Raw genomic sequence first — 13263 nt, 5'->3', positions numbered from 1 at the left:
TTGGGCGAGACGGATGCCGCTGCTCACGCGGCCAGTCCGAGCAGTCGAGCCGCGTTGTGCTTCAGGATGCCGGCGACGACCTCGGGCTTGAACAGCTCGGCGGCGTCGGCGTCGCGCCGCCAGCGGTCGGGCGTCAGCAGCGGGAAGTCCGAGCCGAACAGGACGCGGGTCTTGAGGTACGAATTCGCGGCGCGCACGAGCGCCTCGGGGAAGTACTTGGGGCTCCACCCCGACAGGTCGATCCACGTGTTGTGCTTGTGGGTGGCGACCGAGATGGCCTCGTCCTGCCACGGCACCGACGGATGCGCCATCACGATCTGCAGCCCCGGGAAGTCGGCGGCCACGCCGTCGAGGAGCATCGGGTTCGACAGCCCGAGGCGAAGACCGCGCCCGCCCGGCATGCCCGCGCCGATCCCGGTCTGCCCCGTGTGGAACAGCGCAATGACGCCCGCCTCCTGCAGCGCCTCGTACAGCGGGTTGTGCGTGGAGTCGCTCGGGTCGAAGCCCTGGACGGTCGGGTGGAACTTGAAGCCCCGCACGCCGTGGTCCTCGACGAGCCGCCGCACGCGGTCGACGGCGTCGGCGCGGCGCGGGTCGACCGAGCCGAACGGCACGAGCACGTCGTTGTTGCGCGCCGCGCCCGCCGCGATCTCCTCGCTGCTGAGCGGGGGCTGGCCGAGCTGCGTCTCGGCGTCGACCGTGAACACGACGGCCGCAGTGCGACGCTCGCGGTAGTACTCCGCGACGCTGTCGAGGTCGGGGCGGGGTCCGTCGGTCGAGAAGTACTTCGAGGCCGCCTCGACGAGGTCGGCGGGCAGCGACGCATGCCCGTGGGCGTCGACCTCGATGTGCACGTGGATGTCGATCGCGTCGATCGCGTCGAGGTCGATCGCGGGCTCGTAGCGGGTCATGGCGGTGTGGGGCTCAGCGCTGCAGCTCTTCGGGCAGCGGCGGGAACTTCTCGCCCACGCTCTGCAGCTTCTCGCCGACGAGCGACGGGAACTGGGCCTCGAGGTCCGCGTACGACCAGCCGCCCTCGTGGTACGCCGTGACGACGGCCTCGGGGTGCGACCACAGCTGCAGGCGGTCGCCGCCGACGCCGATGGCCTGACCGGTGACGGATGCCGCGGCATCCGACCCCAGGTATGCGATGAGCCCGGCCACGTCGTCGGCCGTCCCGAACCCGAGGTCGTGCCGGAAGAACGCGGGCATCGGCTCGCCCTTCTCGTCGGCTTCGACGGCGGCGGCGAAGTAGGGGACCGTCGCGGTCATCGCGGTCGCGGCGACGGGGATGACCGCGTTCGCGGTGATGCCGGCCTTCTTGAGCTCGAGCGCCCACGTGCGGACCATGCCGACGATGCCGGCCTTCGCGGCGGCGTAGTTCGTCTGGCCGAAGTTGCCGCGCTGGCCGGTGGGGGAGCCGATGCAGATGATGCGACCGGGGATCTCGTTCGCGCGCATGTAGGTCGCCGCCTCGCGCACGCACGTGAACGTGCCGCGCAGGTGCACGTCGATGACGGTGTCGAAGTCGTCGTCGCTCATCTTCCACAGCACGGTGTCGCGCAGGACGCCGGCGTTGGTGACGAGGATGTCGAGGCGGCCGAACGTGTCGACCGCCGTCTGCACGAGCCGCTTCGCCGTGTCGGTGGGCCCGACCGGCGCGACGACGGCGACCGCACGCCCTCCGTCGGCCTCGATCGCGGCGACCGCCTCGGCGGCGATCGACTCGTCGACGTCGTTCACGACGACGGCCGCACCCTGCCGCGCGAGCTCACGGGCGTAGGCCAGGCCGAGGCCTCGGCCCGAGCCCGTCACGATTGCGACTTTGCCTTCGAGTGACATGCATGCTCCTTCGCGTCCGCTCACATGAAATCCCGAATCGTTGAAAATGTCAATGTTTGAGTTCTTCCAAAGGGCGGATACCATTCCTGCATGCGGAACACCTCCCCGTCGTCGCCGGCCGCCCGCCAGGCGGACGGCAACGACCGCCTGTGGAGCACGTCCGTCGGCGAGGACACCGCGTTCCTGCTCGCCCGCGCGAACGCGATCACGCTCGCGGCCGCCAACGCCGCGGTCGGCGGGTTCGGGCTCAAGGTGCGCTCGTACTCGGTGCTCGCCCTCGCGGTGAGCGGCGAGCGCCCGAACCAGCGCGAGCTCTCGGAGTTCCTGCGCCTCGATCCGAGCCAGATCGTGGCGCTCATCGACGAGCTCGAGAAGCGCGGGCTCGTGCGCCGCGAGCCCGACGTCAACGACCGTCGCGTGAACGTCGTGGTCGCGACAGACGAGGGGCGCGAGGTCTACGCGGGCGCCCGCGCGGCGACCGAGCGCGCCGAGGCGGAGTGCTTCAGCGCGCTCGATGACGACGACCGCGACCAGCTGAAGGCGATCCTGCGGACGCTGGCCGCGGCCCCGGGCGCGTCGGTCGGCTGAGGGCCGCGGTCTCGGCATCCGTCAGAGCCGTTTGGGGCGGGATTCCGACTTCGGGGCGGATTTCCTCCGCCCCAAACGAGGAAATCCGCCCCAAACCGAGGACTGATCCGGATGCCGGTGCTCAGCGCTTCTCGAGGACGAAACGCTCGCGACCCGCGAAGATCCCGACGACCGACAGGGTCGCGATGACCGCGAGCAGCAGCGCGAGCGAGGCGGTCCAGCCGCCCGTGAGGCTGTGGAGGCCGCCGAACACGACCGGGCCGAACGCCGCGACGAGGTAGCCCACCGACTGCGACATGCCGGACAGGGCGGATGACGCGTCGTGGTCGCGCGCCCGCTGGGCGACGAGCGTCATCGCCATCGCGAGCGACGCGCCGCCGAACAGGCCGAGGGTCGCGCCCCAGAAGGGGACGCCGGCCGGGGCCAGCATGAGCCCGAGGCCGCCGACGAGGCCGACGATCGGGATGAGCGCCGGGACGGCGCGCCTGATGCGGCCGCGGTAGACGAACGGGAGCAGGAGGGACCCTGCGATCGAGAAGAGCTGGTAGACCATGACGTCGATGCCCGCGACGACCTCGGATCGTCCCGTCGACATCGAGATCGCGGCGAGCCACGTCACGAGCATGTAGAACGTCGCCGACTGCAGCCCCATGAACGCGGCGACGAGCCACGCGACGGGGTCGGTCCAGATGCCGGTGCGGCCGTGGTGCGCGGGCGAGCGCACGTACCGGTGATGCTCGCCGCGATGCGCCCACCACCACGCAACGATCGCGAACGGCAGCAGCGCACCGCCCGAGATGAGCAGCGCGAAGCGCCAGCCCGCGGGGTCGCCGTCGATCGGGATGAGCGAGATCGGCACGGCGACGCCCGACGCGATCGCGCCGAATCCGCCGAGCAGAGCGGTGTAGACGGACGTCATCGCCGCCACGTGGCCCGGGAACTCGCGCTTCACGACGGCCGGCATGAGCACGTTCACGATCGCGAGCGACATGCCGATGAGCGCCGTTCCGATCCAGAGGCTCGCGATCGGCCCGGGAATCGAGCGCACGAGCGTGCCGACCAGCAGCACCACGAGCGACCACGACAGCGTGCGCGGCTGCCCGTAGCGCCGGCTGAGCGTGTGGGCGACCGGGGAGAAGAGCGCCCATGCGACGAGGGGCACCGCTGCCAGCGCACCGAGCGCCGCGACCGACAATCCCGTGTCGGCGCCGATCTGGTCGATGAGGGGGCCGAGCGCCGTGATCGTCGGGCGCATGTTCGCCGCGACGAGGCACACCGCCGCGACCAGCAGCACGATGCTCGTGCGGCGCTCGGCGGCGGTGTCGGTCACGAGCGGCGACCCTAGTCGACGCATCCGCGAACGCCAAAGCACGGTCTCGCCCAGCGGCTGAGGCGCTGCACTCGGGCGCAGCGGGCGCGAGCCACCCATCGGGATGCCCATGCGCGGTCCCTGCGCGCGGGCAGTACCGTGGCCCGGTGACGTCCGACCGACCTGGCGGCTGGCGAAGCCGCGGCAGCACCCAGTACTTCGTGCTGCTCATCGCGGTCATCGTGTTCACGGCGGCGGTCCTGCGCGCGCCGTTCCTGGCGGTCGCACCGGTCGCGCGCGAGATCGGCATGGACCTCGAGGTGTCCGCTGCCGTCGTGGGCCTGCTCACGAGCATCCCGGTGCTGTGCTTCGCCGTGTTCGCCCCCGCCGCGGTCTCGCTCGTGCGGCGCGGAGGCGCCGACTTCGCGCTCACCGTCACGCTGATCGGGACGATCGCCGGATGCCTCCTGCGCGTGTCCGGCGGGATCGCGCTCGCCCTCATCGGCACCGCCCTCATGGGCGTGTTCCTCACCGTCGGCAACATCGTGATCCCGGTGATCATCAGCCGCGAGTTCAGCCCGCACCGTGCGCACACCATGACGGGCATCTACACGTCGGCGCTCAACATCGGCACGATGACCGTCACCCTTGCGACCGCGCCGCTCGCCGACGCGATCGGCTGGCGGTGGGCGCTCGCGTCATGGGCGTGCTTCGCCGTCGCGGCGCTCGCGTGCTGGATCCCGCTGCGGGGACTGCGCGGCGCGTTCGCGCCTCGGCCCGCGGCATCCGCCGTCTCGGGCACCGTTCGCGGATCGGCCTGGCGCCACAGGCCGACTCTCCTGCTCTCGGCGGCCTTCGCGGGGCAGGCGTTCGCGTTCTACGGTGTGACCGCGTGGCTGCCGTCGCTGCTCAGCGACGAGGGCTTCTCGGGCGCCGCGGCCGGTGCCATCGCGTCGATCTTCCAGGTCGCCGGCATCGCGGGGAGCCTCCTCATCCCGGTGCTCACGTTGCGCGCGTCCTTGTCGGCCGGGTTCCTCGCGGCGGGCATCGGGTGGCTCGTCGTGCCCCTCGGGTTCCTGTTCGCCCCCGCGGGGTGGCTCGTGTGGACATCGATCGGCGGCGTCGCGCAGGGCGCCGGCATCACTGTCGTGTTCATCGCCTTCGGCACGCTCGGGCCCGACGTGAACACCACGGCCGGACGCGCGGGCCTCGTCCAGGCGGTCGGCTACGGCGTGTCCGCGGCGGGACCGCTCGCCCTCGGCGGACTCCGCGAGCTCACGGGCGGGTGGACCGTGCCCCTGTTGGTCGTGCTCGCCGCGGTGCTCGTGCTGCTCGTGTGCGGCACGCTGTCGGCCCGGATGCTCCAGGCCGAGATCGCCGCGCGGTCGAGCGCCGCACGACCCGAGGCGTAGCGCCGAGCGCCGGAGCTACGCGCGCCCCTCGAGCGGCCACCCCGTGTATGCCTCCGCGAGATAGCGGCGTCCGGCCTCGGATTCGACGACGGTCTGCAGCTCGCCGAGCTGGCGCAGGCGGTCGAAGTCCGAGGCATCCGGTGCCACGTGCAGCATGCTCGTCATCCACCACGAGAAGTGCTGCGCCTTCCAGATGCGGTGCAGCGCGGTGTCGTGGTACGCGTCGATGAGCCGCTCGTCGTTCTCGAGCAGCAGGGCACGCAGCGCGCGCTCGAGCACGAGCACGTCGGCGACCGCGAGGTTCATGCCCTTCGCGCCCGTGGGCGGCACGGTGTGCGCGGCGTCGCCGACGAGGGCGGCGCGGCCCGTGCGCAGGGAGTGCGCGACGAAGCTCCGGAACCGGAGCACGTCGCGCTGGAAGATCGGCCCCTCGTTGAGCGTCGTGCCCGGAACCCGCGACTGCAGCTCGTGCCACAGCTGCTCCTCGGTGTACGACTCGGGGTCGACCTCGGGGTCGCACTGGAAGTACATGCGCTGCACCGTGGCGCTGCGCTGGCTGATGAGCGCGAAGCCGTTGGGGGAGTTCGAGTAGATGAGCTCGGTCGCGCTGGGCGGAGCCTCGCAGAGGATGCCGAACCAGGCGAAGGGGTACTCGCGGAAGTACCCGCCCGTCTGCGAGCCCGTCACGGCGGCGCGGACGACGCTGTGCGAGCCGTCGGCGCCCACGACGAAGTCGGCGTCGATCTCGAGGGCCCGGCCGTCGGCGCCCGTCGCGAAGACGCGGGGCCGATCGGATGCCGCGCCCTCCACGCGCTGCGCCGTCACGCCGAACCGCAGGTCCGCTCCCGCCGCGATCCGCGCCGCGATGAGATCCTTGAGCGCCTCGTGCTGCGGGTACAGCCACACGCCGCGCCCGACGAGAGACGCGAAGTCGATGCGGTGCCCTGCGCCGGCGAACCGCAGCTCGATGCCGTCGTGCCGATGGCCGACGGTGCGCGCGCGGCTGAACTCGTCGAGCGCGTCGAGCACCTCGACGGTGCCCTGCTCGAGGATGCCCGCGCGGATCGTCTGCTCGATCTGCTCGCGCGTTCGGCTGTCGATCACGATCGAGTCGATGCCGGCGGCGGCGAGCAGGTGCGACAGCAGCAGCCCCGCGGGGCCGGCGCCGACGATGGCGACGCGGGTGCGGACGATCTCGGGCACGGGGTCTCCTTCGACGAGGTGGGCGATGGCGTGCACCAGTGTGGTCGGGGCGGGCCCGGTTCGGGCGGAGTTCCCCATTGAACGGGAAACCCGCGTCCGTCCCGTCAGTGCTCCGACAGGTCGGAGCGGATGCCGCGGCTCGCCCGCAGCAGCTCGGCGATCGCCTGCTCCGTCGGAGCGTCGCGCGGCAGCACCACCGACAGTGCCGCGATGACGTCTCCGGACCGGTCGCGGACGGGCACCGCCACGCCGGTCGACACGGACTCGACGGAGCCCGGCGACACGACGTACCCGTCGCGGCGGACGCGGGCGAGCAGGCGACGGAGGGCCGGGGCATCCGTCACCGTCTCCTTCGCCACTTGCGCGAGAGGAGCCGCCAGCACGCGCTCGCGCACCTCCTCCGACGCGTGCGCGAGGAGCACGAGTCCCGACGAGGAGGCGTGCAGCGGAAGGCGGCCCGCGATGCGCGTGATGTTCGCGCCGGCGCCGGGGTGCGACAGGCGCTCGAGGAAGAGCGCGGAGTCCTGCTCGAGCACCGCGAGCTGGGTGTGCTCGCGGATGCGGGCCTGCACGCGCTCCATGTGCGGCAGCGCGACCTGTCGCAGTCGGAGAGCGCGCGAGCCGCGCAGCGCGAGCTCCCACAGGCGCATGCCGAGGCTCACGCGGTGCTCCTCGTCGCGTTCCAGCAGTCCGGCATGGACGAGCCCGTCGACGAGGCGGTGCGCGGTCGACGAGGGAAGGTTCGCATGGCGACCGATCTCGGATGCGGTCTGCACCGTGCGGTCGATCGTGAACGTCTCCAGCACGCGCACGATCCGGTCGATCGAGGAGTCGCCCGACGGCGAGTTGGCCATGCGCCCAGAATCGCACGACCGCACGGACCAGGTGGGTTTGGGGCGGATTCCCGCCTTTGGGGCGCACGAAATGCGCCCCGAAGCCGGAGATCCGCCCCAAACGGGACTGCAGTCCCTGGAGCGGCGCGACCCGGATGGACCGCACACGTCCGAAACCGAAGGTAGCCTGATATATCGGGGAGGCAATCTTGGAACCGGGCGAAGGTGTGCTCACACGCGCGATGCGCGTCCTTCAGTGCTTCACCGACGAGGAGCCAGCGCTCTCGGCGACCCGCATCGCCGAGCTGACGGGGCTGCCGTCGTCGACGTTGCACCGGCTGCTGTCGCAGCTCACGTCGTTCGGGCTGCTCACACGCACGCCCGGGCACCGCTACACGATCGGCGCGAAGCTGTGGGAGCTCGGCGAGCTGTCGCCGCTCGCACTGCGCCTGCGCGAGACCGCGTTGCCGCACATGTCGCGCCTGTACGAGGCCACGCGCGAGAACGTCCACCTTGCGGTGCTCGACGCCCCGACGCCCGAGACCGCGACCGCGCTCTTCGTCGGGCGGCTCACCGGGCAGGGGGCGATCCCGACCCTGAGCCGCATGGGCGGGCGGCATCCGCTGCACACGACCGGCGTCGGCAAGGCGCTGCTGTCGACGCGAGACGAGGCATGGCTGCAGCGGTACTTCTCGGTGCCGCTCGAGCGCGAGACGACGCTGTCGATCACGTCCGAGGACGAGCTGCGGGCCGACCTCGCCCGCACGCGCGCGCGGGGCTACGCGACCACGCGCGAGGAGATGACGCTCGGCAACGTGTCGGTCGCCGCGCCGCTCGCCCGTGTCGAAGGACTGCCTCCGATCGCGATCGGGATCGTCGTGCACCTCGAGGCCGCCGACGAGCGCCGGCTCAGTGGTCTCGTGATGCAGGCGGCGAAGGATCTGCGCGCGGCACTGCGTGACGTCTGATTCCCAGGCAATGAGAATTCACAGCGCCATGTGAGGCTGCGACTGTCACTCTTTTCGTGTTGCGCCTCCGGTGCGGAGGCGCGTCGAAGGAGACAGTCATGACCAGCGCCGAATCCGACTCGAAGGACGAAGAGGCCTTCTCGTCGTCGGTCATCATCGAGCAGACCCCACTCGCGCCCGAGCAGCTGCTCGCATCGGCCGACATGCCCCCGCAGTCGCAGATCAACCAGGAGATCGCCGATCTCCACGCCGAGTACGAGCGTCGCGAGGCCGCCGGCGAGAAGCTGCGTTCGACGATGTACGACTTCCCGCCGTACCGCTCGAGCATCCTGCGCCACCCGACCAAGAACCCGAGGCTCGTCGACCCCGAGACGATCGAGCTGTGGTCGCCCGCGTACGGACAGCGTGACGTCGCGGCGATCGAGTCCGACCTCACGCTCCAGCACCGCGGCGAGCCGCAGGGCGAGCGCATCACCGTGCAGGGTCGCCTCCTCGACTCATGGGGACGCCCCATCGCGAACCAGCTCGTCGAGATCTGGCAGGCGAACGCGGCGGGCCGCTACATCCATCAGCGCGACCAGCACCCCGCGCCGCTCGACCCGAACTTCACCGGCGCCGGCCGCACGATCACGAACGACAACGGCGAGTGGAAGTTCACGACCATCAAGCCGGGCCCGTACCCGTGGAAGAACCACGTCAACGCGTGGCGGCCCGCTCACATCCACTTCTCGATCTTCGGCGGCGGCTTCACCCAGCGCATCGTCACGCAGATGTACTTCCCGGGCGACCCGCTGTTCTCGCTCGACCCGATCTACAACACGATCCGCAGCCAGAAGGACCGCGACCGGCTCATCGGCACCTACGACCACGACCTCACAGTCCCCGAGTTCTCGATGGGCTACCGCTGGGACATCGTCGTCGACGGGCCGGATGCCACGTGGTTCGAGCCCGAGGGAGAGCACTGACATGGCACGCACGCTTCGGTCCGAGCTGCAGGGCAGCCGCCAATTCGAGACGACCCCCGGCCAGACGATCGGACCGTTCTACGCGTTCGGCACCATCTACCCGAAGATGCACGAGGTCGTCTTCCCGCACTCCCCCGGCGCGATCGTGCTCGGCGGCGTCGTGTACGACGGCGCAGGTGCGCCGATCCCCGACGCGCTCGTCGAGATCTGGAGCGCCGATGCCGAGGGGAGGATCCCGCGCGGCCGCGGCTCGCGTCGTCGCGACGGCCACACGTTCACGGGCTTCGGGCGATCGGCGACCACGGACGAGGGCCGCTACGAGTTCTGGACGATCGAGCCCGGCTCGGTGGACGGCGAGGCGCCGTTCTACGCGGTGGCGGTCTTCGCACGCGGGCTTCCCGACAAGCTGATGACCCGCATCTACCTGCCCGACGACCAGGAGAAGCTCGACGCCGATCCGCTCCTGTCCTCGCTGACGCCCGAGGAGCGCGCTACGCTCATCGCAACTCGCCTGCCGAACGGGTATCTGCGACACGACATCCGCCTGCAGGGCGAGAACGAGACGGTGTTCCTCGAATTCTGAGGCGGGGTGTTGCCCTGACATGACGGTCGTTGAGCGAAGGAGCGCCGCGAGCGAGACGAAACGCGGGGCCGATCGCGCGCACCGGCTCGTGCCGAGATAGGAGCCAGGGTGTCGCGGTTCGACGAGGGACTGCTCACGCCGGTGACGGTGGGGCACGACGAGTCGGTGACGGATGCCGCCTTCCTGGACGCGCTCGTGACGGCCGAGGTGGCGCTTACCCGCGCGTACGCGGCCCTCGGGGTTGCGCCCGCGGAGGTCGCGGACGAGGTCTCGTCGTCGCTCGGATGGTCCGGCACGGGGGCGCTGTGCCGGGGGCACGGGATCGACGTGAGCGAGCTGGCCGCGGCATCCGTCGCCGGCGGCAACCCCGTGATCCCGCTCGTCGCCCTGCTGAAGGACCGCGTGCCCGAGTCGGCGCGCGCGTGGGTGCACCGCGGGGCGACGAGTCAGGACGTGCTCGACACCGCGCTCATGCTCCTCGCGCACGGGGCGACGCACCGCGTGCTCGCGTCGCTGCGCGAGGCGGATTCGGCGCTCGACGACTTCGCCACCGCGCATCGCGGCGAGGTGGCCGCCGCCCGCACGCTCACGCAGCACGCCGTTCCGACGACGGTGGGGCTGCGCGCCGCGAACTGGCTGCGCGGCGTGCGACGCGCGATCGAGCGTCTCGAGGACAGCGCGCGACAGCTTCCGGCACAGCTCGGAGGCGCCGGAGGAACTCTCGCGTCGTTCGTCGAGATCGCCGGCCTCGAGCGCGCGGCCTCGCTGCCAGCCGCGTTTGCGTCGGAGCTCGGCCTCGCCGCCCCCGACGGCCCGTGGCACACGACTCGGTGGCCCGTGACCGAGCTGGGCGACGCCCTCGTACAGAGCGTCGACGCGCTCGGCGTGATCGCGGCCGACGTCGCGACCCTGAGCCGCACCGAGATCGGGGAGCTCGCCGAAGGATCGGGCGGCGGGTCGTCGGCGATGCCCCAGAAGCAGAACCCCGCGGCATCCGTGCTCATCCGCTCCGCCGCGATCCGCGCCCCGCAGCTCGGCGCGACCCTGCACGCCGCGGCTGCGTTCGCGGTCGACGAGCGTCCGGACGGCGCGTGGCACGCGGAGTGGCCGACGCTCCGCGAACTGCTGCGCCTCGCGCTCGGGGCTTCCGCGACCGCGGCCTCGCTCGTCGCAGGGTTACGCGTCGACGCGGACGCGGTCGCCCGCAACCTCGCGCTCACGAACGGGCTCATCGTGGCCGAGCGCCTCTCGGTCGTGCTCGGTCCCGTGATCGGCGCCGCCCGTGTGAAGGAGCTCGTCGCCGCCGCCGGCCGCGGCGAAGACCTTCGCGGACTCGTGCGCGCCCTGCCCGAGCTGCAGACGGGCGGAGCGGGCGAGCGCATCGACGCCGACGCGCTGCTCGACCCGGCGAACTACACCGGCCTCGCGTCGCACCTCGTGGACGCCGCGGTCGCGGCATCCGACGACGACCCCTCTTTCCCGCCGCCACTGGAGGATCCATGACCGTCCCCGCCATCACGGTGACCGCGCCCGTCGGGCCCGACTCCGCGCCGCTGCTCGTGCTCGGGCCGTCGCTCGGCACATCGACGATCCTGTGGGAGAACGTCATCCCCGCACTCGCCGAGCGGTACCGCGTCATCGCGTGGGACCTTCCCGGGCACGGCGCCTCGCCCCGCGCGACGGCGCCCTTCACGGTCGCCGAGCTCGCCGACGCGGTCGCGGATGCGGTGGGCGAGCGGTTCCTGTACGCAGGCGTCTCGCTGGGCGGCGCGGTCGGCCTCGAGCTGCTGCTGCGGCATCCGGATCGGGTCATCGCGGCTGCCATCATCGCCTCCGCGGCGAAGATCGGCGAGGCCGAGGGGTGGCACGACCGCGCCGCGCAGGTGCGTGGGCAGAGCACGTCGACGCTCATCATCGGGTCCGCCCAGCGGTGGTTCGCGCCCGGATCGATCGAGCGCAATGCCGAGATCTCCGGACGCCTGCTCCACGTGCTCCAGGACGCCGACGACGAGAGCTACGCGCTCGCGTGCGAGGCGCTCGCCGACTTCGACGTGCGCGGCCGGCTCGGCGAGATCGCCGCCCCGGTGCTCGCCGTGTGGGGCGCCCACGACGGCGTGACGCCCGAGGCATCCGCCCGCGAGATCGCAGACGGCGTGCAGCGCGGCCGGGCCGTCGGAATCGCGGATGCGTCGCACCTCCCGCCTGCCGACGACGCCGCCGCGACCGCCGAGGTGTTGCGCTCGTTCTTCGACGAGTTCGCGCACACGCGAGCCTGACCCACGACCACACGAGAAGAGGAGGCCGAATGACGACCAACGAAGGACTCTCCGACGCCGAGCGCTGGGAGCAGGGGATGACGGTTCGCCGTCAGGTGCTCGGCGACGAGCACGTCGACGACTCGATCGCGAACACGACGGACTTCACCGCCGACTTCCAGGACTTCATCACGCGCGTCGCGTGGGGCGATCTGTGGTCGCGTCACGGGCTCGACCGTCGCTCGCGGTCGATCGCCGTCATCACGTCGCTCATCGCGCACGGGCACCATGAGGAGCTCGCGATGCACTTCCGCGCCGCGATGCGCAACGGCCTCACCGTCGAGGAGATCAAGGAAGTGATCATCCAGTCCGCCGTGTACTCGGGCGTCCCGGCGGCGAACACGGCCTTCCGCGTCGCGAGCGAGGCGCTGGCCGACGAGTTCTGACGGCCGCGAGGTCCGCGAGCGCGCGGATGACGCGATCCTGCGAGACGCCCATGAGTAGGCGACGGAGAGTACCTGAGGGGGTGGTTGGCTAAGTCTGGCTAAGCTATGCTCGTCCCATGGCGCAGGTCAACGTTCACGAAGCCAAGTCGCAGTTGTCGGCGCTCATCGCGAGGGTGCTGGCGGGGGAACAGGTGACGATCGCGCGCGCAGGCGTGCCCGTCGTCGACCTCGTTCCGCATCGGGGTGTCGAGATCGTGTACGGACTCGGGCGTGATGAGCCTGAACACGATCCGGCGATCTTCGACGGGATCGACGAGGAGATCCGCGCGCTCTTCTACGACGAGCGTGAAGAGTGATGCTCCTCGACACGAATGCCCTCCTCTGGCTCTACCGCGACAGCCCTCATCTGGGACCGGAGAGTCGCGCCGCGATCGAGGCGGCCGACCGCGTGTTCGTCTCGGCGGTGTCGATCACCGAGATCACGATGAAGCACATGCTCGGGCGGATCGAGCTCCCGGGTGGTGAGAGCTTCCCCGAGATCTTCGCCCGCTCCGGGCTCCGCGAGCTCCCCTTCACGGTCGCGCACGCCGCCGCGCTTGCGGATGACCCCGCCCTCGCGAGGCACGATCCGTTCGACCGCATGCTCGTCGCGCAGGCGCGGGTGGAGAGGATTCCCCTGATCACGAGCGACCGCGTTCTCCTCTCGCTCGGCGAAGACCGGATCCACGACGCTCGGCAGTGAGACCGACCGCCGCCGCCGCGGAAGTGGTCCCGCTGAGCGATCCGGCTGCTCGCGCGGTGGAGTGCCCCGAGCTATGCTCGTTCGAGATACGCACACGCGTTCGCATAGCGAACACTC

15 protein-coding genes are annotated in these 13263 nt (G+C 71.3%); 10 read left to right on the top strand and 5 right to left on the bottom strand.

Annotated features, from left to right (window positions below; all coding sequences use genetic code 11):
* Positions 1-23 precede the first annotated feature (23 nt).
* Positions 24-911, bottom strand: a complete 888-nt coding sequence (locus BJ991_RS01445; RefSeq protein WP_179486821.1) for an amidohydrolase family protein — start codon at positions 909-911, stop codon at positions 24-26.
* Between the two features lie 13 nt (positions 912-924).
* Complete coding sequence (locus BJ991_RS01440; protein WP_179486820.1) at positions 925-1842, bottom strand: SDR family oxidoreductase; 918 nt, start codon at positions 1840-1842, stop codon at positions 925-927.
* A 90-nt stretch (positions 1843-1932) separates the two neighbouring features.
* Between BJ991_RS01440 and BJ991_RS01435 the strand changes: the two genes are divergently transcribed.
* The gene (locus BJ991_RS01435; RefSeq protein WP_179486818.1) at positions 1933-2430 is read left to right on the top strand and encodes a MarR family winged helix-turn-helix transcriptional regulator; all 498 of its coding nucleotides are present in this window, start codon (positions 1933-1935) and stop codon (positions 2428-2430) included.
* 121 nt (positions 2431-2551) lie between these two features.
* Here BJ991_RS01435 and BJ991_RS01430 read toward each other — a convergent pair whose 3' ends face one another.
* Positions 2552-3760, bottom strand: coding sequence for an MFS transporter (locus tag BJ991_RS01430; RefSeq protein ID WP_343048591.1), 1209 nt, complete (start codon positions 3758-3760; stop codon positions 2552-2554).
* Positions 3761-3906: 146 nt separating this feature from the next.
* On the opposite strand from BJ991_RS01430, the gene BJ991_RS01425 reads away from it, so the two are divergent.
* On the top strand, positions 3907-5151 hold the full coding sequence (locus BJ991_RS01425) for an MFS transporter (protein WP_179486817.1): 1245 nt from the start codon (positions 3907-3909) through the stop codon (positions 5149-5151).
* 15 nt (positions 5152-5166) lie between these two features.
* On the opposite strand, the gene BJ991_RS01420 is transcribed toward BJ991_RS01425, so the two are convergent.
* Together BJ991_RS01420 and BJ991_RS01415 are read right to left on the bottom strand one after the other, a co-directional pair.
* Entirely contained in the window at positions 5167-6354 is a 1188-nt protein-coding gene (locus BJ991_RS01420) for a 4-hydroxybenzoate 3-monooxygenase (RefSeq protein WP_343048590.1), read from the bottom strand.
* Positions 6355-6458: 104 nt separating this feature from the next.
* Positions 6459-7208, bottom strand: a complete 750-nt coding sequence (locus tag BJ991_RS01415; protein WP_179486815.1) for an IclR family transcriptional regulator — start codon at positions 7206-7208, stop codon at positions 6459-6461.
* A gap of 221 nt (positions 7209-7429) precedes the next feature.
* Here BJ991_RS01415 and BJ991_RS01410 point away from each other — a divergent pair, with 221 nt between their 5' ends.
* The 8 genes from BJ991_RS01410 (at position 7430) to BJ991_RS01375 (ending at position 13146) form a co-directional block, all read left to right on the top strand.
* Entirely contained in the window at positions 7430-8155 is a 726-nt protein-coding gene (locus BJ991_RS01410) for an IclR family transcriptional regulator (protein WP_246301002.1), read from the top strand.
* Positions 8156-8253: 98 nt separating this feature from the next.
* Positions 8254-9120, top strand: a complete 867-nt coding sequence (pcaH, locus tag BJ991_RS01405) for a protocatechuate 3,4-dioxygenase subunit beta (RefSeq protein ID WP_179486813.1) — start codon at positions 8254-8256, stop codon at positions 9118-9120.
* Position 9121: 1 nt separating this feature from the next.
* On the top strand, positions 9122-9703 hold the full coding sequence (gene pcaG, locus BJ991_RS01400; protein WP_179486812.1) for a protocatechuate 3,4-dioxygenase subunit alpha: 582 nt from the start codon (positions 9122-9124) through the stop codon (positions 9701-9703).
* Positions 9704-9811: 108 nt separating this feature from the next.
* The gene (locus BJ991_RS01395) at positions 9812-11206 is read left to right on the top strand and encodes a lyase family protein (protein ID WP_343048589.1); all 1395 of its coding nucleotides are present in this window, start codon (positions 9812-9814) and stop codon (positions 11204-11206) included.
* Entirely contained in the window at positions 11203-11979 is a 777-nt protein-coding gene (locus tag BJ991_RS01390; RefSeq protein WP_179486811.1) for an alpha/beta fold hydrolase, read from the top strand. Before BJ991_RS01395 ends, BJ991_RS01390 begins: the two co-directional genes overlap by 4 nt.
* A gap of 29 nt (positions 11980-12008) precedes the next feature.
* On the top strand, positions 12009-12404 hold the full coding sequence (gene pcaC, locus BJ991_RS01385; RefSeq protein ID WP_179486808.1) for a 4-carboxymuconolactone decarboxylase: 396 nt from the start codon (positions 12009-12011) through the stop codon (positions 12402-12404).
* Between the two features lie 116 nt (positions 12405-12520).
* On the top strand, positions 12521-12760 hold the full coding sequence (locus BJ991_RS01380; protein ID WP_179486806.1) for a type II toxin-antitoxin system Phd/YefM family antitoxin: 240 nt from the start codon (positions 12521-12523) through the stop codon (positions 12758-12760).
* Entirely contained in the window at positions 12760-13146 is a 387-nt protein-coding gene (locus BJ991_RS01375; protein ID WP_179486804.1) for a type II toxin-antitoxin system VapC family toxin, read from the top strand. The genes BJ991_RS01380 and BJ991_RS01375 overlap by 1 nt, the downstream gene beginning before the upstream one ends.
* The last annotated feature ends 117 nt before the right edge of the window (positions 13147-13263 follow it).

The organism is Microbacterium immunditiarum, assembly GCF_013409785.1.
Classification (GTDB): domain Bacteria; phylum Actinomycetota; class Actinomycetes; order Actinomycetales; family Microbacteriaceae; genus Microbacterium; species Microbacterium immunditiarum.
The sequence above is the reverse complement of the archived record's forward strand: the minus strand, read 5'-3'. Positions and strand labels throughout refer to the sequence as shown.

Bases quoted from the DNA above. Each gene is read 5' to 3' on its own strand.
- BJ991_RS01445 (WP_179486821.1), bottom strand. From the start codon at position 911: ATGACCCGCTACGAGCCCGCGATCGACCTCGACGCGATCGACGCGATC.
- BJ991_RS01440 (WP_179486820.1), bottom strand. From the start codon at position 1,842: ATGTCACTCGAAGGCAAAGTCGCAATCGTGACGGGCTCGGGCCGAGGC.
- BJ991_RS01435 (WP_179486818.1), top strand. From the start codon at position 1,933: ATGCGGAACACCTCCCCGTCGTCGCCGGCCGCCCGCCAGGCGGACGGC.
- BJ991_RS01415 (WP_179486815.1), bottom strand. From the start codon at position 7,208: ATGGCCAACTCGCCGTCGGGCGACTCCTCGATCGACCGGATCGTGCGC.
- BJ991_RS01410 (WP_246301002.1), top strand. From the start codon at position 7,430: ATGCGCGTCCTTCAGTGCTTCACCGACGAGGAGCCAGCGCTCTCGGCG.
- pcaH (WP_179486813.1), top strand. From the start codon at position 8,254: ATGACCAGCGCCGAATCCGACTCGAAGGACGAAGAGGCCTTCTCGTCG.
- pcaG (WP_179486812.1), top strand. From the start codon at position 9,122: ATGGCACGCACGCTTCGGTCCGAGCTGCAGGGCAGCCGCCAATTCGAG.
- BJ991_RS01390 (WP_179486811.1), top strand. From the start codon at position 11,203: ATGACCGTCCCCGCCATCACGGTGACCGCGCCCGTCGGGCCCGACTCC.
- pcaC (WP_179486808.1), top strand. From the start codon at position 12,009: ATGACGACCAACGAAGGACTCTCCGACGCCGAGCGCTGGGAGCAGGGG.
- BJ991_RS01380 (WP_179486806.1), top strand. From the start codon at position 12,521: ATGGCGCAGGTCAACGTTCACGAAGCCAAGTCGCAGTTGTCGGCGCTC.
- BJ991_RS01375 (WP_179486804.1), top strand. From the start codon at position 12,760: ATGCTCCTCGACACGAATGCCCTCCTCTGGCTCTACCGCGACAGCCCT.